Source organism: Peptoniphilaceae bacterium AMB_02, from assembly GCA_036321625.1.
GTDB lineage: Bacteria > Bacillota > Clostridia > Tissierellales > Peptoniphilaceae > Microaceticoccus > Microaceticoccus formicicus.
Genome location: CP143259.1, coordinates 1,979,779 through 1,998,219 on the forward strand (window position 1 = coordinate 1,979,779; position 18,441 = coordinate 1,998,219).

Consider the following 18,441-nt stretch of genomic DNA (forward strand, 5'->3'; position numbering starts at 1 on the left):
AGTCCTACATTTTAAAATATTCTAAATTGATATCGTATTTTAGACTAATCCAATTTCGGAAGTCTCAATATTATAAATAGTCCAAGTAAGAATAATGGAAGGATTCCTAAGATGGAATATCTAGCTACTCCTGTAATGTCTGTTATCAAGGCCATTATAAGTGGTCCGAAGATAGCTGCAAATTTTCCAAATATATTGTAGAATCCGAAGAACTCATTTGCGTTTTCTTTAGGTATGATCTTTGCAAAGTATGATCTTGATAATGCCTGGATACCGCCTTGAGCAGATCCTACCATAGCTCCCAATATAAAGATATGGGTTACGGAACTTATAAAATATGCAAAAATTACACCGATAATATAGGTTATAATTCCCACTATTATCATAAATCTGGTTCCATATTTATTACTTAGTTTTCCATAGATAAGTGCTGCCGGGAAAGCAATAATTTGGATAATCAAAAGTATACCCAGTAATAGGAACATACTTAAGCTGTCTCCACCTAGTACGGTTTCAGAATAAGGTACTACCATTCTGATAATCGTATCTACCCCATCTATGTATAAGAAGTATGCAATTAGAAATGTAAAGACAACTTTATGCTTTCTAATATTTGAAAGTGTATCAATTAATCTTTTAAAACTGTTTACTACAGGTTTCGGTTCTATGTCTACCCCATAGATTTGATTTACATTTTTTAGCATAGGTACTGTAAATAATGCCCACCAAAGTGCAGTTACAACAAAGCCTATCTGATAACCTATAAATCTATCCATTCCCATTAAGTAAACAACTGCAAGTGATATCCCAAAAGGAATTACACTGGCAATATAACCATATGCAAAACCACTTGTCGATACTCTGTCCATCTTGTCTTCAGTAGTAACATCGACTAAAAAAGCATCGTAAAAAATATTTGCTCCGGAAAAACCAATAGCTGAAAGTACGTATAAAAATACTAATAATTGCCAAACACCATAAGGTACTAGTGCTAATGATCCCGTTGCCACAATTCCGAGCATGAAGAAGACAGTAAAGAACTTCTTCTTATATCCCCTATAGTCTGCTATTGTCCCAAGTATTGGACTCAGAACCGCAACAATTATACTGGCAAGTGAGTTAAAATAACCCAAATCCATACTCTGTCCCCTTTTAAACATCCCAAAGTAAACAGGTAATAATGCGGTAGTGATAGCCATGGAATACGCCGAGTTACCACAGTCGTAGAGTATCCAACTCCACTCTTTCTTGTTCAATTTACCCATACAATCCTCCAATCTATTCTTTGAGATAATCGTTTTCAAAAGGTCGAGTAGTGTGAAATCTCAAAGAACTTATTGACATTAAAATAATATGTGTCCACATCATTTGTTATTATACCATATTACTCAATTATAGGCACTTATCAAATACGTAAATTGCTTGTAAATTTTAAACTATCTTTCTAAAACATTCTAAAAGACGTCGATTCTGCACTTAGTCTGAGCTTGAAATCATTTTCATGATAATTTATATCATTTAATAACTCTTTTTTGAGAAATTATTATTAATTTTTCGTGAATTTGTTTAAATTTTATATTGACACATGCTTTTCTGATTGATATAATTGTATTATGTAAGAATTATTTATTACTTTTTTATGATTTATCAAATTTAATCGTAATGATAAAATCATGAAAACCTTATTATAAAAATTAGGAGGGATTTACATGAGTTACAAATATGTACCGGAACCATTCAGAATTAAAATGGTAGAAACAATCAAGATGCTTACAAAAGAAGAGAGAATTGAAAAAGCTAAGGAAGCTAATTACAATATGTTTAACCTTAGAGGCGAAGATGTATACATTGACTTATTGACAGATAGTGGAACAAACGCAATGTCTTCAAAACAATGGGCAGGCGTTATGGAAGGTGACGAAGCTTACGCTGGAGCAAAATCATACTATAAATTAGTCGATGCCGGTAAAGATATTTTCGGTTACGAATTTATTCAACCTGTACATCAAGGAAGAGCTGCTGAAAAAGTTCTATTCCCTCTTATGATGGGTCCGGGTAAAGTTGCTATTTCAAATATGTTCTTCGATACAACCAGAGCACATGTTGAAATCGCTGGTGCAAGAGCAATTGACTGTGTTGTTGCTGAAGCTAAAGATCCTAGCAAGAGAGCTCCTTTCAAAGGAAATATGGACGTTGAAAAACTTGAAAGATTAATCAACGAGCATGGTCCGGAAAATGTAGCATTAATCGTAATGACTATTACAAATAACTCTGCAGGTGGACAACCTGTTTCTATACAAAACCTTAGAGAAGTATACGAAGTTAGTAGAAAATACAATATTCCACTAGACATCGATGCTGCAAGATTTGCTGAAAATGCTTACTTTATCAAGCAAAGAGAAGAAGGATATGCTGATAAGAGCATAAAAGAAATCGTAAGAGAAATGTTCAGCTATGGTGACTCATTTACAATGTCAGCTAAAAAAGATGCTATTGTAAACATGGGTGGATTAATCGGTATTAAAGACAATGCAGAACTTTACCAAAAAGTTAAAGGAAATACCATTTCATTTGAAGGTTTCGTAACTTATGGTGGACTTTCAGGAAGAGATCTTGAAGCATTATCAATTGGTCTTTACGAAGGTATTGACGAAGATTATTTAAAATACAGAATTGGTCAAATGGAGTACTTTGCAGCTAAACTAGATGAAGCAGGTATAGCTTATCAATCACCTGTTGGTGGACATGGTCTATTTATAGATGCAGCAGCTCTACTTCCTCATCTAAAATACAATGATTTCCCGGGACATGCACTTGCAGTTCAATTATATATTGAAGCTGGAATCAGAACTTGTGACATCGGTTCATACATGCTTGGTAATGACCCTGACACAGGTGAGCAATTAGAGTCTGAATTTGAATTTACAAGATTTGCAATACCAAGAAGAGTTTATACACAAGCTCATATCGACATAATGGTAGATGCACTAATCAAGATAAAAGAAAATGCAAAAGACGTTCCTGGATACAAAATCACTTGGGAACCACCGATTTTAAGACACTTCCAAGCTCACTTAGAACCTAAAAAATAAAAAGCTGATCGAGAGTGGCAATGCCACTCTCGGTTTTAAAATCATATTTTTTTACTCTGAGGAAAACGTTTCGTATTCTCTCGGAGCAATTATTTTTTATTTAATGCTTTAATGATTTAAATAGGTTGAATAAGTAATCTTTTATGATATACTTAAAATAATAATATAGAAAAGGAGTGGAAAAATGGTAGATAAAACAAACAACCGTGACCATTGGAATAGCCGTACAGGATTTATACTGGCATGTGTTGGATCAGCGGTAGGAATGGGAAATATCTGGCTCTTCCCGTATAAGACGGGTAAAAATGGAGGAGCGGCATTCTTAATCCCATATTTCTTATTTGTAATCATCTTAGGTTATACCGGAGTAATTGAAGAGATGGCACTTGGTAGAGCTTACCAAAGTGGACCAATGGGAGCCTTTAAAAAATCTTTCGAAAAGAAAGGAATGGGCTTCGGACATATTATCGGTTTAATACCGGTGCTGGGATCTGTTGGTATCGCAATTGGATACGCAGTAGTAGTTGGATGGATACTTAGATTTACAGTTGGTTCATTTACGGGCGCTGTGACAGGAGCTGCAGACTCCGGAGCGTATTTCGGAATGATAGCAGGACCTTACGGAAGTTTGGTATGGCATGTACTTGGACTTATTATTACATTTGCAATAATGCTTCTAGGTGTATCTTCAGGTATTGAAAAAGTAAATAAATTTATGATGCCTGCATTCTTCTTACTATTTATCGTTTTAGCAGTAAGAGTTTTCTTCCTACCAGGATCAGCCGCTGGTTATGAATTCTTATTTAAACCGGATTGGTCATTACTACTTAAGCCAATGACCTGGGTATTTGCACTTGGACAAGCATTCTTCTCCCTATCCTTAGCGGGAAGTGGTACTGTCGCCTATGGATCGTATCTGTCACCTAAAGAAGATATTCCATACAGTGCAAAATTAGTTGCATTATTAGATACTGTTGCTGCTATGTTAGCCGCACTTGTAATTATTCCGGCGGTATTTGCATTTAATCTTGAACCGGGAGCTGGACCTCCACTGATGTTTATAACTATGCCTCAAGTATTTAAAGCAATGCCGGCAGGACAATTATTCTCAATCATTTTCTTCGTAGCAGTACTTTTCGCAGGAGTTACTTCACTTATGAACCTGTTTGAAACTGCCGTAGAAACCCTACAAACCTATTTCAAACTTTCCAGACTTGTATCTGTAGTAATAATGGCAGTTCTTGGCTTTGGAGTTGGAGTATTCCTAGAAGACGGTGGAAAATTAGGTGATTGGATGGATATGGTAAGTATTTACCTAATACCACTTGGCGCTCTACTTGCATCAATCGTATTCTTCTGGATAAACGGAGACGATTTTGCAAAAGAACAAGCTTCTATTGGAGCATCCAAACCACTTGGAGACAATTTTGTGTTTATGGGTAAATATATATTCTGTGGATTGACAGCATTTGTATTTATAATCGGACTATTCGTCGGTTCAATAGGATAATTTAGTTTTAAAAGCTGTATCAGAAATTTATACTTTCTGATACAGCTTTTTTGTTTTGGTAACTATTAATACTTAAAGACGACTAATTAATGAACATAAAACTTGGAAGTGTGGGGAAAGTTGTCAATCACATAGCCTCCGTTAACAACCTAACCAATTGAGATGCTCTTCGAAATTAAGGTAGGTTTTATGCAAAGAATTCCCAAGAACGAAGTGATTGGCTAGAATTCGACTGTCAAAAGATGGATTCAAAAAAAAGCGATATTTCTTCGTCGCTACCTTGAAAATCTAACCTCAAACCTCTAATTTTTCACATCTAAAATTGTGAGGTGGGTCGCAAAAGCGACTCGGAGGGAGAGAAATATAAAAGGCGACATCTTCACGTCGCTACATTCAGTATACCAAGTGAAAGGATTTCAAAATATAAAAGTTGAATTTTTCAAATTCCTCTTTTATATCTCTCCCTCAGTCAACCGAGTTGACAGCTCCCTTTCCAACCTAATCAATTGAGATGCACTTCGAAATTATGATAGGTTTCATGCAAAGAATTCCCAAGAACGAAGTGATTGGCTAGAATTCGACTGCCAAAAGATGGAGCCAGAAGACCAGAAAAGTTTAAACTTTATATACACAATCTATTGTACAAATGTAGGTGTTTAAGTATTGTCTTTGAGAGCCTCCATCTGACGAGGGAGGTGGGTTTGCGAAGCAAACTCGGAGGGAGAGATTTGCAAAAAAGCGACATCTCTAAGTCGCTACCTTCAGCTCCCCAGATGAGTTGAATAGTTTAAATATATCAGTAGAATTCTTCGAATTCATCTTAGTATGTCTCTCCCTCAGTCAGCGGAGCTGACAGCTCCCTTTCCAACCTAATCAATTGAGATGCACTTCGAAATTATGATAGGTTTCATGCAAAGAATTCCCAAGAACGAAGTGATTGGCTAGAATTCGACAGTTCAAAAATAGGAGTGTGTACATTTCCTCTACATTCCGAAATCCAAAACAGAACTCTAAGTTCACGAATGTATTTAACACAAAAAGCAAGCCCGATATCGATTATTCGACATCGGGTTTGCCTTACTATTTTAAGAGGTTGGGACGCTAATAACTAATTAATGTTCTATAAACCAATGGTCTAATTTTTACTTGGTGCTCCTTTAAGTTTGGATTTCTTTGCTCCTGGATAAAATTCAGGATTGTTAAAGAAATCATTTTTAAGATCTTTTATTTGGCCACTCATCATTACAAGTCCAATCATATTTGGTATAACTACCAGTCCTAGTGTTATATCCAAGAAAGTCCCTGCATTGTCGAAGCTTAAGAAGATAGCCAGGATTATCATAAAGGTTGACAACCATCTAATAATATTTCCTGCCTTAGTTCCGAATAAGTACTCTCCAAGTTTATCAGTATAAAAAGCTATAACTATTATCGTAGACATTACAAATAGGAATAGACATACTGAAAGAACTAACGATCCTATTGAACCAAAGCTTGAATTGAAGACTCTTTCAATTGCAACAGGTGAAACTGCTTTCATCTCTGCTGCACTCATTTCCGGATTCCATACACCTGTAGTAAGTACTAGTAATGCAGAAACTGTACATACGATTAGAGTATCTACTATTACTTCGAAACATCCCCAAAGTCCTTGTCTGGCCGGATGATCAGTGGTTGCTGCTGCATGTCCATACGGTGCAGAGCCCATGCCGGCTTCGTTGGAATAAACACCTCTGGCAATACCATTTTGAATAATTGCCTTAAGAGTTGCTCCTCCAACTCCTCCAACAACAGCCTTCGGATTAAATGCACCTACAATTATCATTTTAAATGCTCCCGGAATTGCGCTAAAATTCATAGCAAGAATAATAGCACCGAAAACTAAGTATATAACTGCCATAAAAGGCACCAATTTTTCTGTAACTTCTCCTATGGCTTTAACTCCACCGTGAACAACAAGGGATGTCAGTATAAAAATGGCTATAATAGCAATAGTCTTTATTAATCCCGTATTTGCCATTCCGAATGATGAACCCATCATTTCGATTGCACCAGCTGCAGATAGAGTCTGAAGAGTAATTGAAGGGAAAATTTCAATCATAAAGAAGAAAGCTGTAAATGCTCCTATTATCTTTCCTAAATTTCCTCCTATTCCCTCTTTTAGATAGTAACAAGCACCTCCTACAAAGTCTCCGTCCTTATTTGTCTTTCTGTACTTGATACCCAATGCTACCTCTCCAAACTTAGTTGCCTGTCCTACTATTGCTGCGACCCACATCCAAAATACCGCTCCGGGTCCTGCCGCAAATATTATCGTAGGAACAACTACGATATTTGCAGCTCCTATAGATGAAGCAAGGGCTGTTGTCATAGCCTGGAAAGCTGATACAGTTCCTTCTCCTTCCGTTTCCTTAGAGAACATTTTGCCAAAAGTCTCTTTTAGAATAAATGGAAGGTATCGAATTTGAAAGAATCCTGTTCTTAGCGAAATTATTAAGCCTCCACCAACTATTAGAATAAGTATCGGTGGTCCCCATAACCAATTGGCAAGCTTAACGAAAAAATCCATTTGTCTCCTCCTTTTTTCTACAGGCTTATTATAAGCCTTAGATTTTTATTTACGCAAAACGTTATCCATATAAAAATACATAGCGCATATACTTTTATGAATAACATAAAAACGTTTTCGTTAGTTCTTAGATTAATTATACATATCATCTTGATTCATTATGAGACAAATCCGAATTATTTTTTTGTATTAAAATGATTTTATAGATAGTCTATTTTATTCATAAATAAGCTATGCTATACTATGATTATATAATTATAGGAGCAATAATATGTTTTCTAAAGATAAAAATATTGTCGTTCAAAATGACATATCCAAATCTACGAGCATCATCAATAAAACAGTCTTAGCTATAGACCTTCAATATTTGACAACTCCTACCTATCCAATACTACACCAAAATGCAAGATTTTGGTATATTCTAGAAGGTAGGGGAAAATTTGAAATTCAAGGAAGGAAAATTGATATTGAGCCCGGTGTTTTAATCGGGGTTTTGCCATGGCAATGTACTGAAGTCATTGAAGTTATAGAGCCCATTAAGTACTATGTGATAGTCTATGAATTCGATCTGGTTAATGGTTCGATGAAAAACTCCTTGAATGTTCTAAAAGAGAACTACGATGTATTTGGAAATATTTACTCGAACACCTTCGTTAAATGCAATGAAATTCAATCGGAGTATGTTGAAAGTATATGCAATAATATCCAATTTGAACTGGGATTAGAGTCGGAGAAGAAAATAGTTCCTGAAAGACCGCTCAATAATATCTTTCTGTTCACTCTACTGGTTGATCTTTGCATAATATTTTATAGAGCCTCTCAAGATAAAAAGCTATCTGATACAAACGATTCTAAGCGCAGGAGAACTTCACATAAGATAGAGATTTTTCACTATATGTACTTTAAATTAAACAGTAGAATTACTCTTCAAGATTTATCAGATAGGTATTATATGAGCAGGTCTGCAATAAGCAAATACATCTATGACTCTATAGGAATATCATTTAATGAACTCGTATCTATAATGAGAATGGCAAGACTTTTGAATTACATTCACTTTTCAGATATGACGCTTAAAGAACTGGCTATGCTTCTTGGCTATTCAGACGCATCTCATATTTCAAAGTTCTTTCATTCTAAATTTAAAATGAATATTTCCGAATATAAGAACGCTAAATCTGAAGATATAAAAACACTTAGAATTAAAGAATATGAGAAATGCAAAAATGTCATAATGTATATTTTAGATAATTACTATTTAGATTTAACTCTGGATGAAGTTGCTATCGAACACAATCTGTCCAATGATGATGTCAACAATATCCTCGAGTATTTTATGGAAAAATCCTATACTTCATTTTTGAATTATGTAAGGATAATTAAAGCCTCGGAGATTCTGCTAAAAACAGATAAATCCGTTTCCGACATAGCTTTGGAAGTCGGGTATAATAATTCCAGAACCTTTAACAGAAATTTCATGAAGACATATAGCCTATCACCTACTGAGTTTAGGAAAAAGACAAAATGCCAAGATGAACTATTGTAAATTAAAAAGCCTGTAAATTACAAATCTCGTAATATACAGGCTTTTACTTTAAACTTTAGTCTACTCCGACCATTACATTAGTAGCTTTAATAACAGCATATGCTTCTTTTCCTACTTCAAGTCCTAACTCCTGGATTGCATTCATAGTTATAGTTGCAGAGATTTTATTTCCTCCACCAATATCTATAACCACAACTCCATTCACTGCTCCTTCAAGTATGTCAACGACTTTACCCTTTAATTGATTTCTTGCACTAAGTTTCATAATATTCTCCTTTTTATATATTAGTCTCACTTTATTTATTACCCAAAGATTCACTTATCGAAACACAAATTATAACTGTAGTTATAGGATTAGATTAAAGAATCAGCACAATTGCAATGTTCTTGATCCAAACCATCATTAAAAACTTTTACAAAAAGTTCGGTTAATGTGTCCTTTCTTTGATTCATCGTGGCATCTATATCATGACCTGCAATTTCTGTAGTCATTCCCGTACACCAGTTCGTGATTATCCCGACGGCACTATAACACATGCCGAGTTCCTTAGCCAGTGTAACCTCCGGTACATTAGTCATTCCAACGATGTCCCCACCTATCATCTTCATAAATCTAATCTCTGCAGCAGTTTCAAACCTTGGACCTTCAGTAGTCACATAGACTCCCTCTCCCGCTATCTTTACTCCTTCATTATAAGCCAGTGCATTTAACTTAGCTCTCATATTCTTGCAATAAGGATCTGACATTTCTACATGCCTTACTCCATGTTCACCGCCTGTAAAAAAGGTATGTTCTCTAACTTTTGTAAAATCTAGAAAATCATTTGCTATTACAATATCTCCCGGTACAAAATCCTCATTCATGGATCCTACAGCTACAGTTGCGTAGATATATCTTACGCCCAGTTCGTGAAGAGCTTTCATATTTGCCCTATAGTTAATTAAATGAGGAGGTATTGAATGGTCCTTTCCATGTCTTGAAATAAAAGCTATCTCAGTTCCGTTTATTTCAAGCACATCAACATCGACATCCCCGTATTCCGTGCTCACATTTATAGTTCTGCCTTCCCCAGCGCTGTAAACTCCTGTCCCACCAATTATTGCGTATTTCATGTAATTCACCCCATCAATAAAATTCTGTTTTCTCTTTTTTATATTCTTTCAGTTCATCCAGCATAAGTATGCCTCTATCTGTAACATATCCCGTAACAAGCTCAGGAGGAGTAATGTCAAAAGCGGGATAAATCCCTTCCACACCCTCAAGAGTAGTCCGTAATCCCATAAAAGAGGTAATCTCATTCGGATTTCTGAACTCTATGTCAACATCATTTATGGCCACATCATCCGGAATCCCCGTCACATAGTATGGAACTCCAAAATGTTTTGCAAGTATTGCTATTTGTAGCGTACCGACTTTATTCACCACATATCCGTCTGTCGTTATAGTATCTGCAGCAGAGGTAAATAAATTAACACCATAATGACTTATTGCCCAAGCTGCCATATTATCACTTATCAACTTAAGCTCAAAGCCCATCTCGTGAATTACAGAAGCTGTAAGTTTTGCGCCTTGTAAAAACGGTCTGGTCTCAGGCACTACAAATTTCGGTTTAATTCCCATCCTGTTTGCAGCTCTAAGCATGGTCCCAACCACAGTTTCTCCATAACATTGAGTCATAATTACTGAATCCTCTTTAAAAAGCGAGGCAAGATTATCCCCAACAATCTGCATTACCTTATATCTTCTATTAAGCGAATCAATCGTCCTGTCAAATATTGCTTGATATGGTTCTCGTCCATCTTTATCAGCATTTTTTGCAGCCTCTAGACATCCTTTCGTTACAACTCTCATCCTCGAAGTAGTTGTCGGTCTTGCAGTAGATAGAGCCTCTCCCGCATCTTCTAATACCGCCATAAGTTCATCGCCCTTAAGTTCTCTATTATTAAAAGCCGCAAGTGTCATCCCCATTCCGGCAGCAGTATAAGGACCTGCTGACTGGGTTACCATATCTCTTATCGCAGCAGCAACCTCCAAATGAGTTTTGCAGTCCACATATCGCTCCTCTGCCGGATAGTATCTCCTGTCGAGTATTCTGACGATTCCGTCACTAAACCAAGCAACATTTTCATATTTTAGTATCTTTGCCAAGTCGTAATCCTGTCTTTTCATAATCAACCTTTCTCTCTATCTTATCTATATTTTACCATTTATTGGATTCTAATACTAATATGCCCCATATTCAGATATTTAATCTACTTATATTATTTGCCTAAACTAACTATATTTAGTATGATAGTTTAGTGTAAGTTTTATACTGTTTCCTATAGTACATTGTTAAAGATAAGAGACTATTAATTACATAATTTTGCTTTTTGATTTCTCGTTGATTTAGGATATAATTAAGTAATATGACTACAGGAGGTAAAAGCTCAAGCTTTTGATTTATAATGAAAACATATCCCATTATGCTCAACTTAAAAAACAAGAGAGTTCTAATAGTTGGTGGTGGTTACGTAGCTACCAGAAAGCTTAAAAATCTAATCGGCAAAGGCGCAAAAATCACCGTAATATCACCTAAATTTACCGAAAGAATTTTAGAACTGCATTCTAAAAATTTAATAGCAATCGACAAGAGATATCTTACAATCGACATGGTCGAATACGTGAAGAGTTTCTTTATGGTAATCTTTGCAACAGATGATTATGAACTCCAAGATAGATATGAAGAGCTTCTCACCGATTCAAACCTGCTCTTTGTCCGAACTGATAAAAGAGATGCAAGCAGATTTATAACACCGACTGTAATGGAGATAGATAATATAACCATAGCTACATCCACTCAGGGGTTATCCCCTCTTTATAATAAGTATATCCACGAACAGATAAAAGAGAAAATAGATCTTCAGGAAATCGCCAATAAAATGGAGATGTACTCTGAAGTTAGGGAAATGCTCAAAATAAGATACGAAGATATTGAAGACAGGAAGTTAATACTTAAAAAAATACAGGATTGTAATTTAAGTGAACTTACAGAACTGCTGGATAAATTAAAACAAGGAATTGATATTTTATGAAAAAAAGAATAGTGATAGGAACTAGAGGTTCAAACCTTGCAGTTTCTCAAACAAATACGGTTAAAGAAATGATATTAAATCACTATCCCGACTATGAAGTTGAAATAGAAATAATAAAGACCTTGGGAGATTTAAGACGAGATGTGGCGCTTGATGCATTGGATAGAAAAGGCATTTTCACCAAAGAAATCGAAGATAAATTGATGGACGGAAGCATTGATATCGCTGTTCATTCTATGAAGGATATGCCCTCTGAAGTAAACAGTTCTCTTCACTTTCCCATAACCTTAAAAAGAGAAGATCCTTCAGATGTACTGGTTATGAAAGACGGAATTACACTGGAAGATATAAGAGGTGCAAACCTAAAAATCGGCACCGGATCAAAGAGAAGAATCCTTCTTTCAAGACTATTTTTAGGAGCCAATCCTACAGTTCCGATTAGAGGAAATGTCGAAACCAGGATAAGAAAAATCTATGATATGGAACTGGGCGGAGTTATACTCGCAAAGGCCGGAATAAATAGACTTAAGCTTAGTTCTTTGAACGAATATATTCTACCCAAAGACGAGTTTCTACCTGCACCTTGTCAAGGCATACTTGCTATTCAAACACTGAAATCAAACCGGGAAATAAACGAGATCCTCAAACCTCTAAACCACGATGAAACCTATTTTGAGATGACTGTTGAACGCGAATTCATGAGAACACTGGGCGGAGGATGTCACTCACCGATGGGTATATCTATCTTAAAAGACGGAGAATCCTATACGGTAAAAGGACTTTTCGGTACAGAGGATTTAGATAATTATATAATAGAAAGCATCAAAACTAATCGTGAAAATGCAGTAGCGGATTCCATCCTACTTGCAGAAAAGCTGAAAGAAAAAATCAGAGAGGTAAAATAATGGGAAAAGTTTATCTTATCGGGGCAGGTCCAGGAGACCCCGGACTAATTACAGTTAAGGGACTTGATATACTTAGAAAAGCTGATGCCATACTCTACGATAGACTCGCATCACCTGAACTATTAGACGAAAATAAAGATGCCTTGAAAATATACTGTGGAAAAGCTGCAGGTCATCACTCTATGACACAAGATGAGACGAATGAAAAACTGTATGAACTTTCAAAAGATCATGGTATAGTCGTCAGACTTAAAGGTGGAGATCCTTATGTCTTCGGTCGTGGCGGTGAAGAAGCTGTGTATTTAAAGGATAGGAATGTAGAATTTGAAATCATCCCCGGCATTACCAGCGGAATAGGCGGATTTGCATATGCGGGTGTTCCCGTCAGCTACCGCGAAATCGCAACCAGTATTCACCTTATAACAGGCCATCTTAAAGATGCTGAAGCAATAGACTTTAAAACCTATGCAAAACTTCAAGGGACCCTCGTATTTTATATGGGAGTTGCGAACCTAAAATCAATTGCCGAAGGACTTATCGAAGGAGGCATGGATGCTTCTATGCCGCTGATGGTTCTCTACAATGCCACCCTTCCGGACCAGGAATCTCATCTACTAACTCTAAAGGAAGTGGTAGAACTCGAGGATATGAAGAGATTTAAAACTCCATCCCTCATACTGGTTGGTGAAGTGGCCGGTTTTTCAGAAAAGATTAACTTTTTAGATTTTCTGCCTCTCAATAAAAAGAGAATAGTAATAACCAGAAGTAGAGCTCAAAGCAAGAGAACCATAGACAGATTTAGAGAACTCGGAGCAGAAGTGCTTTCCATTCCAACGATAAAAACAGAACTAATTGAAGACTATAATCTTGAATCGCTTTTGAACAAAATCCCGAATGGCATCATTGCATTTTCAAGTGCAAATGGTGTAAACTACTTTATGGACTTACTCTTGAGTAAAAAGGACATTAGAGCACTGGGTTCATATAGAATCGCATCCATTGGAAAAGAGACTACCAGAACTTTAAAATCCTACAATATCACACCTGATATAGAAGCTGTTAACTCAACCTCTGAAGGCTTTTCTAAAGAGATTCAAAAAAACAGCACAACTGGTGAGAGCCTAATAATTGTAAGACCGGAAGACTCAAGAGGTATTATTTCAAATATCTGTTCAGAAAACTTAAACTGCACAGAAGCTATTATCTATAGGACAGTCCCTGAAGAACTTGACTTGGGTTCCCTATCCGAATTAAAAGAGGGTTTTGACTTTATATGCTTTACCAGCTCATCTACAGTTCATCACCTTATGGAAGGCATTGAAAAGTCCTGTCTCAACACATTTGAGAAAGATTTAATATTAAAAGAAATATCCAAAAAAGCTGTATCAATTGGTCCTATTACAACAAAGACCTTAAATAAATACAATATAAAACCATGCATAGAATCACCGGAGAGTTCCGTAGAATCCATGGTCAGTTCCATTTGCAAAGGAGTTAAGAATGCTTAGATCAAGAAGACTTAGACAAACAGAAAACCTTAGGAGACTGCGTAAAGAAACGCATCTTCATATCGATGACTTTATCTATCCCCTATTTATAGTACCGGGAGAAGGAATCAAAAAAGAGATTCCTTCATTAAAGGATCAGTACCATCTATCGGTGGACATGCTTGAAGCTGAAATCAATGAAATTACGAGCTTAGGACTAAAATACGTCATGCTTTTCGGACTTCCGGAATCAAAAGACGAATTAGGTACTTCAGGTTTTATCGAAAATGGCACAATCCAAAGAGCCGTCAGAAAAATAAAAGAAGTAAATCCCGATATCGTAGTGGTTACAGATGTATGTATGTGCGAATACACATCACATGGACACTGCGGAATCCTGGATGACTGTGGCTGTGTCGACAACGACTGCACACTTACTTATCTTTCTAAAATTGCACTTTCTCATGCACAAACAGGTGCTGATATCATCTGTCCTTCCGACATGATGGACGGAAGAGTTGAAGCAATCAGAAAGACTTTGGATGAAAACGGATTTGTAAATACTCCGATTCTGTCACATAGTTCAAAATTTGCATCTTCTTACTACGGTCCATTCCGTGAAGCTTGTGACTCTGCTCCATCACACGGAAACCGTAAAGGATATCAGCTTGACTTCCACAATGGTAGAGAAGCGATAATGGAAGGTGAGTTTGATATGATGGAAGGAGCAGACATACTTATGGTAAAACCTGCACTAGCATATCTGGATGTCGTAAAAGCTTATCGTGAGAATTTCAATCTCCCAATAGCCGTATACAATGTCAGCGGAGAATACCAAATGCTTGTAAGTGCAGTAGATTCAGGCATCGTTTGTGAAGATATCATCTATGAATCACTTATCGCCATGAAAAGAGCCGGCGCAGACATCATCGTAAGTTACTTTGCAAAATACGCTGCTAAAAAGATTCAAAGCGGCGAATGGATCTAATATAATACTATAAAAGCGTAGATTTTGAGAAATTGGATTTAAGTGTCCAGTCTCTATAATCTACGCTTTTTTTCCTATATCCTCATCTCTAAATCCTGTAAAATAAAATGAACATCCTTTAAATTCCTCTTAATAGTCCTATCGGAGGTATAGGTCTTTAGCTTTTCTCCATTATTGTATCCAATGACTCCGTCCTTTACGCTGTCTATGTACCTGCTGTTTACATAGCTCATAGCACCGTCATTCTTTCCTATGGGCTGTCTTGTTTTAACAACTATATAAATATTTTCCCCATTGTAAACAAGTGGAATATTACGTTTTTTATCTAAATACTCACTATAATAGCGCCTGCTTTCAGCTAAATCCAATAGAAAAAATTTTGCAATATTACTAAGTACCGTCTTGATATTCCTTTCAATTAGTATTTCTTCGTCTTCCAATTTAATAATAGTCACATCTCCTATTCCTTTTTTATATACAGGGGAAATAGCCACTATTCCCCTTTTCAGAATGTCTGACCATTCTCTTCTTTTCGGCATATTATCCCTCCTTCATTTTATAGCTATATTTTACCGAACATATGTTCTTTTGTCAATCTAAACTTTTCCTTTTCTCCCAAACCGTGAATAAGCTACATACACCTATTTATAAGATATGAATAGGTCCATCTCTTTCTTTAACTTATTTCCCATACTCCTGTAGGATTGGATATGCCGGTAATAAATAGCAGTCGACTGCTCACAGGAGCAGAAATGAATAAAAAGATTGATAACGAAATGATTGAAAGAGCACTCAAAGGCTCTTTGGAAGACAAAGATACCATAGTCGAACTCTTGGAACCTCTTATTAAGTCGAGTATTTCAAGATACTACTATAGAGCTCACCTCTACGATGATTTGATGCAGGACGGAAAGCTCGAGATACTAAAATGCTTTAAAAACTTCGATCCATCTCAAGGAGTCTACTTTCTGGGTTATGTAAAAACCATGCTCAGATACTACTATCTCAACAGAAATAGGGATAAGGAATGTTTTTCACTTGATGAAACCAATGAAGAAGGCTTATGCCAATTAGAATTACTAGAAAGTGATGAGAATATCGAAGAAGATTATATCGAATCAGAGACAAATGATGAATTAAAAGCTGCCATGGCTGTACTTACGGAGATTGAAAAGTCCGTAATAGTGGATTTCTATTACAATAATCTTTCACTACATGAGATAGCCGACAAAAGGGGAATCAAGTACAGAACAGCAGTAAACAACAAGACTAGGGCGATATATAAACTAAAAACTCATTTTGAAGAAATAAATTTTAAATTTGAATGGTAATAAATTCCTGTCAGAGCAATATATGATTTGAAAGGAGTGATAAAATGGCAACAAAAAATCTTGAATCTTTAAGATTAAAGCTAATCCTGGACGGAGGAACTGTCGACGGAAAAATGGTAAGAGTCAACAAGACTTATAGCCAAATCAAAAAGACTGCGACAGATAAAAACCTACTTGGAGCAGCAGGAGAAATAGCGGGATTGCAAAACAAACCCGTTATCAATGTAGTCAGACTCGAAGAGTCAACACTGAGTGAATAATTGAAAGGAGGATTTAGATGGACAAGAAAATCTTAGAACTTGAGTTTAAAGACGCTCAAGACAAAAAATTCTTTTTAAGAATTGACGATCCAAAAAATGATTTGGACGAAGAAAAAGTATCTGCCGCAATGAGCAGATTGATTGGATTCGATGTATTGGCAAATAGAGAAGTAGATATAAAAGAAGCAGTTGCTGCCAGAGAAATAGTAACAACGGTTTCTGAATACTCTATTTAGTAGCTAGGTGATTTAATGGACGAGATACTTCAATATGTTTCAAACCTTGGTTTTCCAATAGCACTGTCGGTATACTTGCTCGTAAGACTGGAAGGTAAGATGCAAGCGCTGACTCAAAGCATTGAAAATCTAAGCGTGGCAATAAGGAGTAAAGAACTATAAAGAAAACTGCAGATCATTCGGTCTGCAGTTTTTTTATTCACTAGAACATTCCGGGTATATATCCCGTTAAAATTATCCCCACTATTAAAGATAGAGTATTCGCCATAAACGAGTAGAACCACACAGTAAAAGTACCTACCGGTTTTTCATCAGCTGTCTTCAACTTCGCCATATAAATAAATGCCTCAATAACAAATACCACAATTTCAAGCACTATATAAGCAAGTACGAAAAGTAGTCCCCCAAGGAAATACAAAACTGCAAATAACAGCACATTTAAAAGACCTTGAGTAAAGACATTGGTAAGTGCAATTGTCTTAAGCTGCTTCCTGTATTTGAATCCGAAGAGCAGAGCAACTGCCAACTCAACTGCAATAGTTAAAAGCATCCTTAGTGAAATCCCAAGCGCTTCTTGACCAATATTATATGATCTGACAGGATTTACAATTATCGTATTTCCATTAGCATTACTTATCTCAAAAGGTATGCTTACATTATAAAATGTTTTGAAAGCAAAAGTCTTTAATGGAGTTTCACTCACAATATAACTATCAGTAGCCGGTACATACATTAGTACCTTAAAATCATTAGGAGGATAATAACTCCAATGCATTTTACCATCTTTTAATTTGTAGTGATTATCGATATAAAAGTACCCATCTTCATCCTTAAACTCGCTAAACTTCTTAGAAATCTCATTTTCATAACTCTCTTTAGCCGAATAAGGACCATATCTCGATGTTTTCGATAATAGTGTTATGTACACTTCATTTTCAGGATTCCCACCCTTAACAACAATAGTCACTGAAGGCTTAGGTCCAACATCTGCGCTCGCCCTTACCGGATTAAAAAACCCGATTATAGCCAAAACTAAAAGAGCATATATCTTAAATCTTTTCATCTTCCTCACCCTTCCTAATGATTTAAATTCCATAATCCAAGTCATTAAAAGCAAACTTCCTATGCGCGTATTATATCATAGATTATTTAGGGATAGTGAAACTTTATAATGAAATTATGTTTTTTATTGTTTTGAGGTATTGCTTGGAGGTGTTTGGGATAAGTGTGAAATATAAAGGTAGAATTCTTCGAATTCCATTGTAATATCTCTAATTGATAATGAACATAATTAAATTGGTTTTGGAAACAAACGTGGAAGTGGGGGCACTTCCTCTACTTCTTTGATAGGTTTAGTTGTGAACTCTTTGAAAGCCTCCATCTGACGAGGGAGGTGGGTCGCCAAAGCGACTCGGTGGGAGAGAAAAACCTAGACAGCAATT

18 protein-coding genes are annotated in these 18,441 nt (G+C 36.1%); 11 read left to right on the plus strand and 7 right to left on the minus strand.

Going from position 1 to position 18,441, the window contains the following annotated elements; genetic code table 11:
- Window positions 1-44: 44 nt before the first annotated feature.
- Window positions 45-1,265, minus strand: coding sequence for an MFS transporter (locus VZL98_09460; protein ID WVH62917.1), 1,221 nt, complete (start codon window positions 1,263-1,265; stop codon window positions 45-47).
- 444 nt (window positions 1,266-1,709) lie between these two features.
- On the opposite strand from VZL98_09460, the gene VZL98_09465 reads away from it, so the two are divergent.
- Together VZL98_09465 and VZL98_09470 are read left to right on the plus strand one after the other, a co-directional pair.
- Window positions 1,710-3,092 (plus strand): tryptophanase, encoded by a 1,383-nt coding sequence (locus tag VZL98_09465; protein ID WVH62918.1) that lies wholly within the window; start codon window positions 1,710-1,712, stop codon window positions 3,090-3,092.
- 184 nt (window positions 3,093-3,276) lie between these two features.
- Window positions 3,277-4,602, plus strand: coding sequence for a sodium-dependent transporter (locus tag VZL98_09470; protein WVH62919.1), 1,326 nt, complete (start codon window positions 3,277-3,279; stop codon window positions 4,600-4,602).
- Between the two features lie 1,135 nt (window positions 4,603-5,737).
- On the opposite strand, the gene VZL98_09475 is transcribed toward VZL98_09470, so the two are convergent.
- Window positions 5,738-7,171, minus strand: coding sequence for an amino acid carrier protein (locus VZL98_09475; GenBank protein ID WVH62920.1), 1,434 nt, complete (start codon window positions 7,169-7,171; stop codon window positions 5,738-5,740).
- A 271-nt stretch (window positions 7,172-7,442) separates the two neighbouring features.
- Here VZL98_09475 and VZL98_09480 point away from each other — a divergent pair, with 271 nt between their 5' ends.
- Window positions 7,443-8,717, plus strand: coding sequence for a helix-turn-helix domain-containing protein (locus tag VZL98_09480; protein ID WVH62921.1), 1,275 nt, complete (start codon window positions 7,443-7,445; stop codon window positions 8,715-8,717).
- Between the two features lie 55 nt (window positions 8,718-8,772).
- Here the strand turns inward: VZL98_09480 and VZL98_09485 are convergent, their stop codons facing one another.
- The 3 genes from VZL98_09485 to VZL98_09495 form a co-directional block, all read right to left on the minus strand.
- The gene (locus VZL98_09485) at window positions 8,773-8,982 is read right to left on the minus strand and encodes a TOBE domain-containing protein (protein WVH62922.1); all 210 of its coding nucleotides are present in this window, start codon (window positions 8,980-8,982) and stop codon (window positions 8,773-8,775) included.
- Between the two features lie 89 nt (window positions 8,983-9,071).
- Complete coding sequence (locus tag VZL98_09490) at window positions 9,072-9,830, minus strand: S-methyl-5'-thioinosine phosphorylase (GenBank protein ID WVH62923.1); 759 nt, start codon at window positions 9,828-9,830, stop codon at window positions 9,072-9,074.
- 13 nt (window positions 9,831-9,843) lie between these two features.
- Window positions 9,844-10,887 carry a s-methyl-5-thioribose-1-phosphate isomerase gene (locus VZL98_09495; protein ID WVH62924.1) on the minus strand — a complete coding sequence of 348 codons (1,044 nt, stop codon included), beginning with the start codon at window positions 10,885-10,887 and terminating at the stop codon, window positions 9,844-9,846.
- A gap of 278 nt (window positions 10,888-11,165) precedes the next feature.
- Between VZL98_09495 and VZL98_09500 the strand changes: the two genes are divergently transcribed.
- Genes VZL98_09500 through hemB form a run of 4 tightly spaced genes read left to right on the plus strand, consistent with a single transcriptional unit; the run spans window position 11,166 to window position 15,172 of the window.
- On the plus strand, window positions 11,166-11,792 hold the full coding sequence (locus VZL98_09500) for a bifunctional precorrin-2 dehydrogenase/sirohydrochlorin ferrochelatase (protein WVH62925.1): 627 nt from the start codon (window positions 11,166-11,168) through the stop codon (window positions 11,790-11,792).
- Window positions 11,789-12,697: a hydroxymethylbilane synthase gene (hemC, locus tag VZL98_09505; protein WVH62926.1), complete on the plus strand. Its 909-nt coding sequence runs from the start codon at window positions 11,789-11,791 to the stop codon at window positions 12,695-12,697. The genes VZL98_09500 and hemC overlap by 4 nt, the downstream gene beginning before the upstream one ends.
- Window positions 12,697-14,205, plus strand: coding sequence for a uroporphyrinogen-III C-methyltransferase (gene cobA, locus VZL98_09510; protein ID WVH62927.1), 1,509 nt, complete (start codon window positions 12,697-12,699; stop codon window positions 14,203-14,205). The genes hemC and cobA overlap by 1 nt, the downstream gene beginning before the upstream one ends.
- On the plus strand, window positions 14,198-15,172 hold the full coding sequence (gene hemB / locus VZL98_09515) for a porphobilinogen synthase (protein WVH62928.1): 975 nt from the start codon (window positions 14,198-14,200) through the stop codon (window positions 15,170-15,172). Before cobA ends, hemB begins: the two co-directional genes overlap by 8 nt.
- Window positions 15,173-15,246: 74 nt before the next feature.
- Here the strand turns inward: hemB and VZL98_09520 are convergent, their stop codons facing one another.
- Entirely contained in the window at window positions 15,247-15,711 is a 465-nt protein-coding gene (locus VZL98_09520) for a hypothetical protein (GenBank protein ID WVH62929.1), read from the minus strand.
- Window positions 15,712-15,924: 213 nt separating this feature from the next.
- On the opposite strand from VZL98_09520, the gene VZL98_09525 reads away from it, so the two are divergent.
- Genes VZL98_09525 through VZL98_09540 form a run of 4 tightly spaced genes read left to right on the plus strand, consistent with a single transcriptional unit; the run spans window position 15,925 to window position 17,161 of the window.
- On the plus strand, window positions 15,925-16,503 hold the full coding sequence (locus VZL98_09525; protein WVH62930.1) for a sigma-70 family RNA polymerase sigma factor: 579 nt from the start codon (window positions 15,925-15,927) through the stop codon (window positions 16,501-16,503).
- Window positions 16,504-16,547: 44 nt separating this feature from the next.
- Window positions 16,548-16,763 carry a DUF1659 domain-containing protein gene (locus VZL98_09530; protein WVH62931.1) on the plus strand — a complete coding sequence of 72 codons (216 nt, stop codon included), beginning with the start codon at window positions 16,548-16,550 and terminating at the stop codon, window positions 16,761-16,763.
- A 17-nt stretch (window positions 16,764-16,780) separates the two neighbouring features.
- Entirely contained in the window at window positions 16,781-16,999 is a 219-nt protein-coding gene (locus VZL98_09535; protein WVH62932.1) for a DUF2922 domain-containing protein, read from the plus strand.
- A 15-nt stretch (window positions 17,000-17,014) separates the two neighbouring features.
- Complete coding sequence (locus tag VZL98_09540; protein WVH62933.1) at window positions 17,015-17,161, plus strand: YvrJ family protein; 147 nt, start codon at window positions 17,015-17,017, stop codon at window positions 17,159-17,161.
- 40 nt (window positions 17,162-17,201) lie between these two features.
- Here the strand turns inward: VZL98_09540 and VZL98_09545 are convergent, their stop codons facing one another.
- Window positions 17,202-18,062 (minus strand): hypothetical protein, encoded by an 861-nt coding sequence (locus tag VZL98_09545; protein ID WVH62934.1) that lies wholly within the window; start codon window positions 18,060-18,062, stop codon window positions 17,202-17,204.
- Window positions 18,063-18,441 lie beyond the last annotated feature (379 nt).

Excerpts from the sequence above, each read along its gene's own strand:
- VZL98_09500 (WVH62925.1), top strand. The coding sequence starts at position 11,166 with ATGAAAACATATCCCATTATGCTCAACTTAAAAAACAAGAGAGTTCTA.
- VZL98_09545 (WVH62934.1), bottom strand. The coding sequence starts at position 18,062 with ATGAAAAGATTTAAGATATATGCTCTTTTAGTTTTGGCTATAATCGGG.
- VZL98_09475 (WVH62920.1), bottom strand. The coding sequence starts at position 7,171 with ATGGATTTTTTCGTTAAGCTTGCCAATTGGTTATGGGGACCACCGATA.
- VZL98_09535 (WVH62932.1), top strand. The coding sequence starts at position 16,781 with ATGGACAAGAAAATCTTAGAACTTGAGTTTAAAGACGCTCAAGACAAA.
- cobA (WVH62927.1), top strand. The coding sequence starts at position 12,697 with ATGGGAAAAGTTTATCTTATCGGGGCAGGTCCAGGAGACCCCGGACTA.
- VZL98_09480 (WVH62921.1), top strand. The coding sequence starts at position 7,443 with ATGTTTTCTAAAGATAAAAATATTGTCGTTCAAAATGACATATCCAAA.
- VZL98_09490 (WVH62923.1), bottom strand. The coding sequence starts at position 9,830 with ATGAAATACGCAATAATTGGTGGGACAGGAGTTTACAGCGCTGGGGAA.
- VZL98_09530 (WVH62931.1), top strand. The coding sequence starts at position 16,548 with ATGGCAACAAAAAATCTTGAATCTTTAAGATTAAAGCTAATCCTGGAC.
- VZL98_09525 (WVH62930.1), top strand. The coding sequence starts at position 15,925 with ATGAATAAAAAGATTGATAACGAAATGATTGAAAGAGCACTCAAAGGC.
- VZL98_09540 (WVH62933.1), top strand. The coding sequence starts at position 17,015 with ATGGACGAGATACTTCAATATGTTTCAAACCTTGGTTTTCCAATAGCA.
- hemB (WVH62928.1), top strand. The coding sequence starts at position 14,198 with ATGCTTAGATCAAGAAGACTTAGACAAACAGAAAACCTTAGGAGACTG.
- hemC (WVH62926.1), top strand. The coding sequence starts at position 11,789 with ATGAAAAAAAGAATAGTGATAGGAACTAGAGGTTCAAACCTTGCAGTT.
- VZL98_09520 (WVH62929.1), bottom strand. The coding sequence starts at position 15,711 with ATGCCGAAAAGAAGAGAATGGTCAGACATTCTGAAAAGGGGAATAGTG.
- VZL98_09465 (WVH62918.1), top strand. The coding sequence starts at position 1,710 with ATGAGTTACAAATATGTACCGGAACCATTCAGAATTAAAATGGTAGAA.
- VZL98_09460 (WVH62917.1), bottom strand. The coding sequence starts at position 1,265 with ATGGGTAAATTGAACAAGAAAGAGTGGAGTTGGATACTCTACGACTGT.
- VZL98_09495 (WVH62924.1), bottom strand. The coding sequence starts at position 10,887 with ATGAAAAGACAGGATTACGACTTGGCAAAGATACTAAAATATGAAAAT.
- VZL98_09485 (WVH62922.1), bottom strand. The coding sequence starts at position 8,982 with ATGAAACTTAGTGCAAGAAATCAATTAAAGGGTAAAGTCGTTGACATA.
- VZL98_09470 (WVH62919.1), top strand. The coding sequence starts at position 3,277 with ATGGTAGATAAAACAAACAACCGTGACCATTGGAATAGCCGTACAGGA.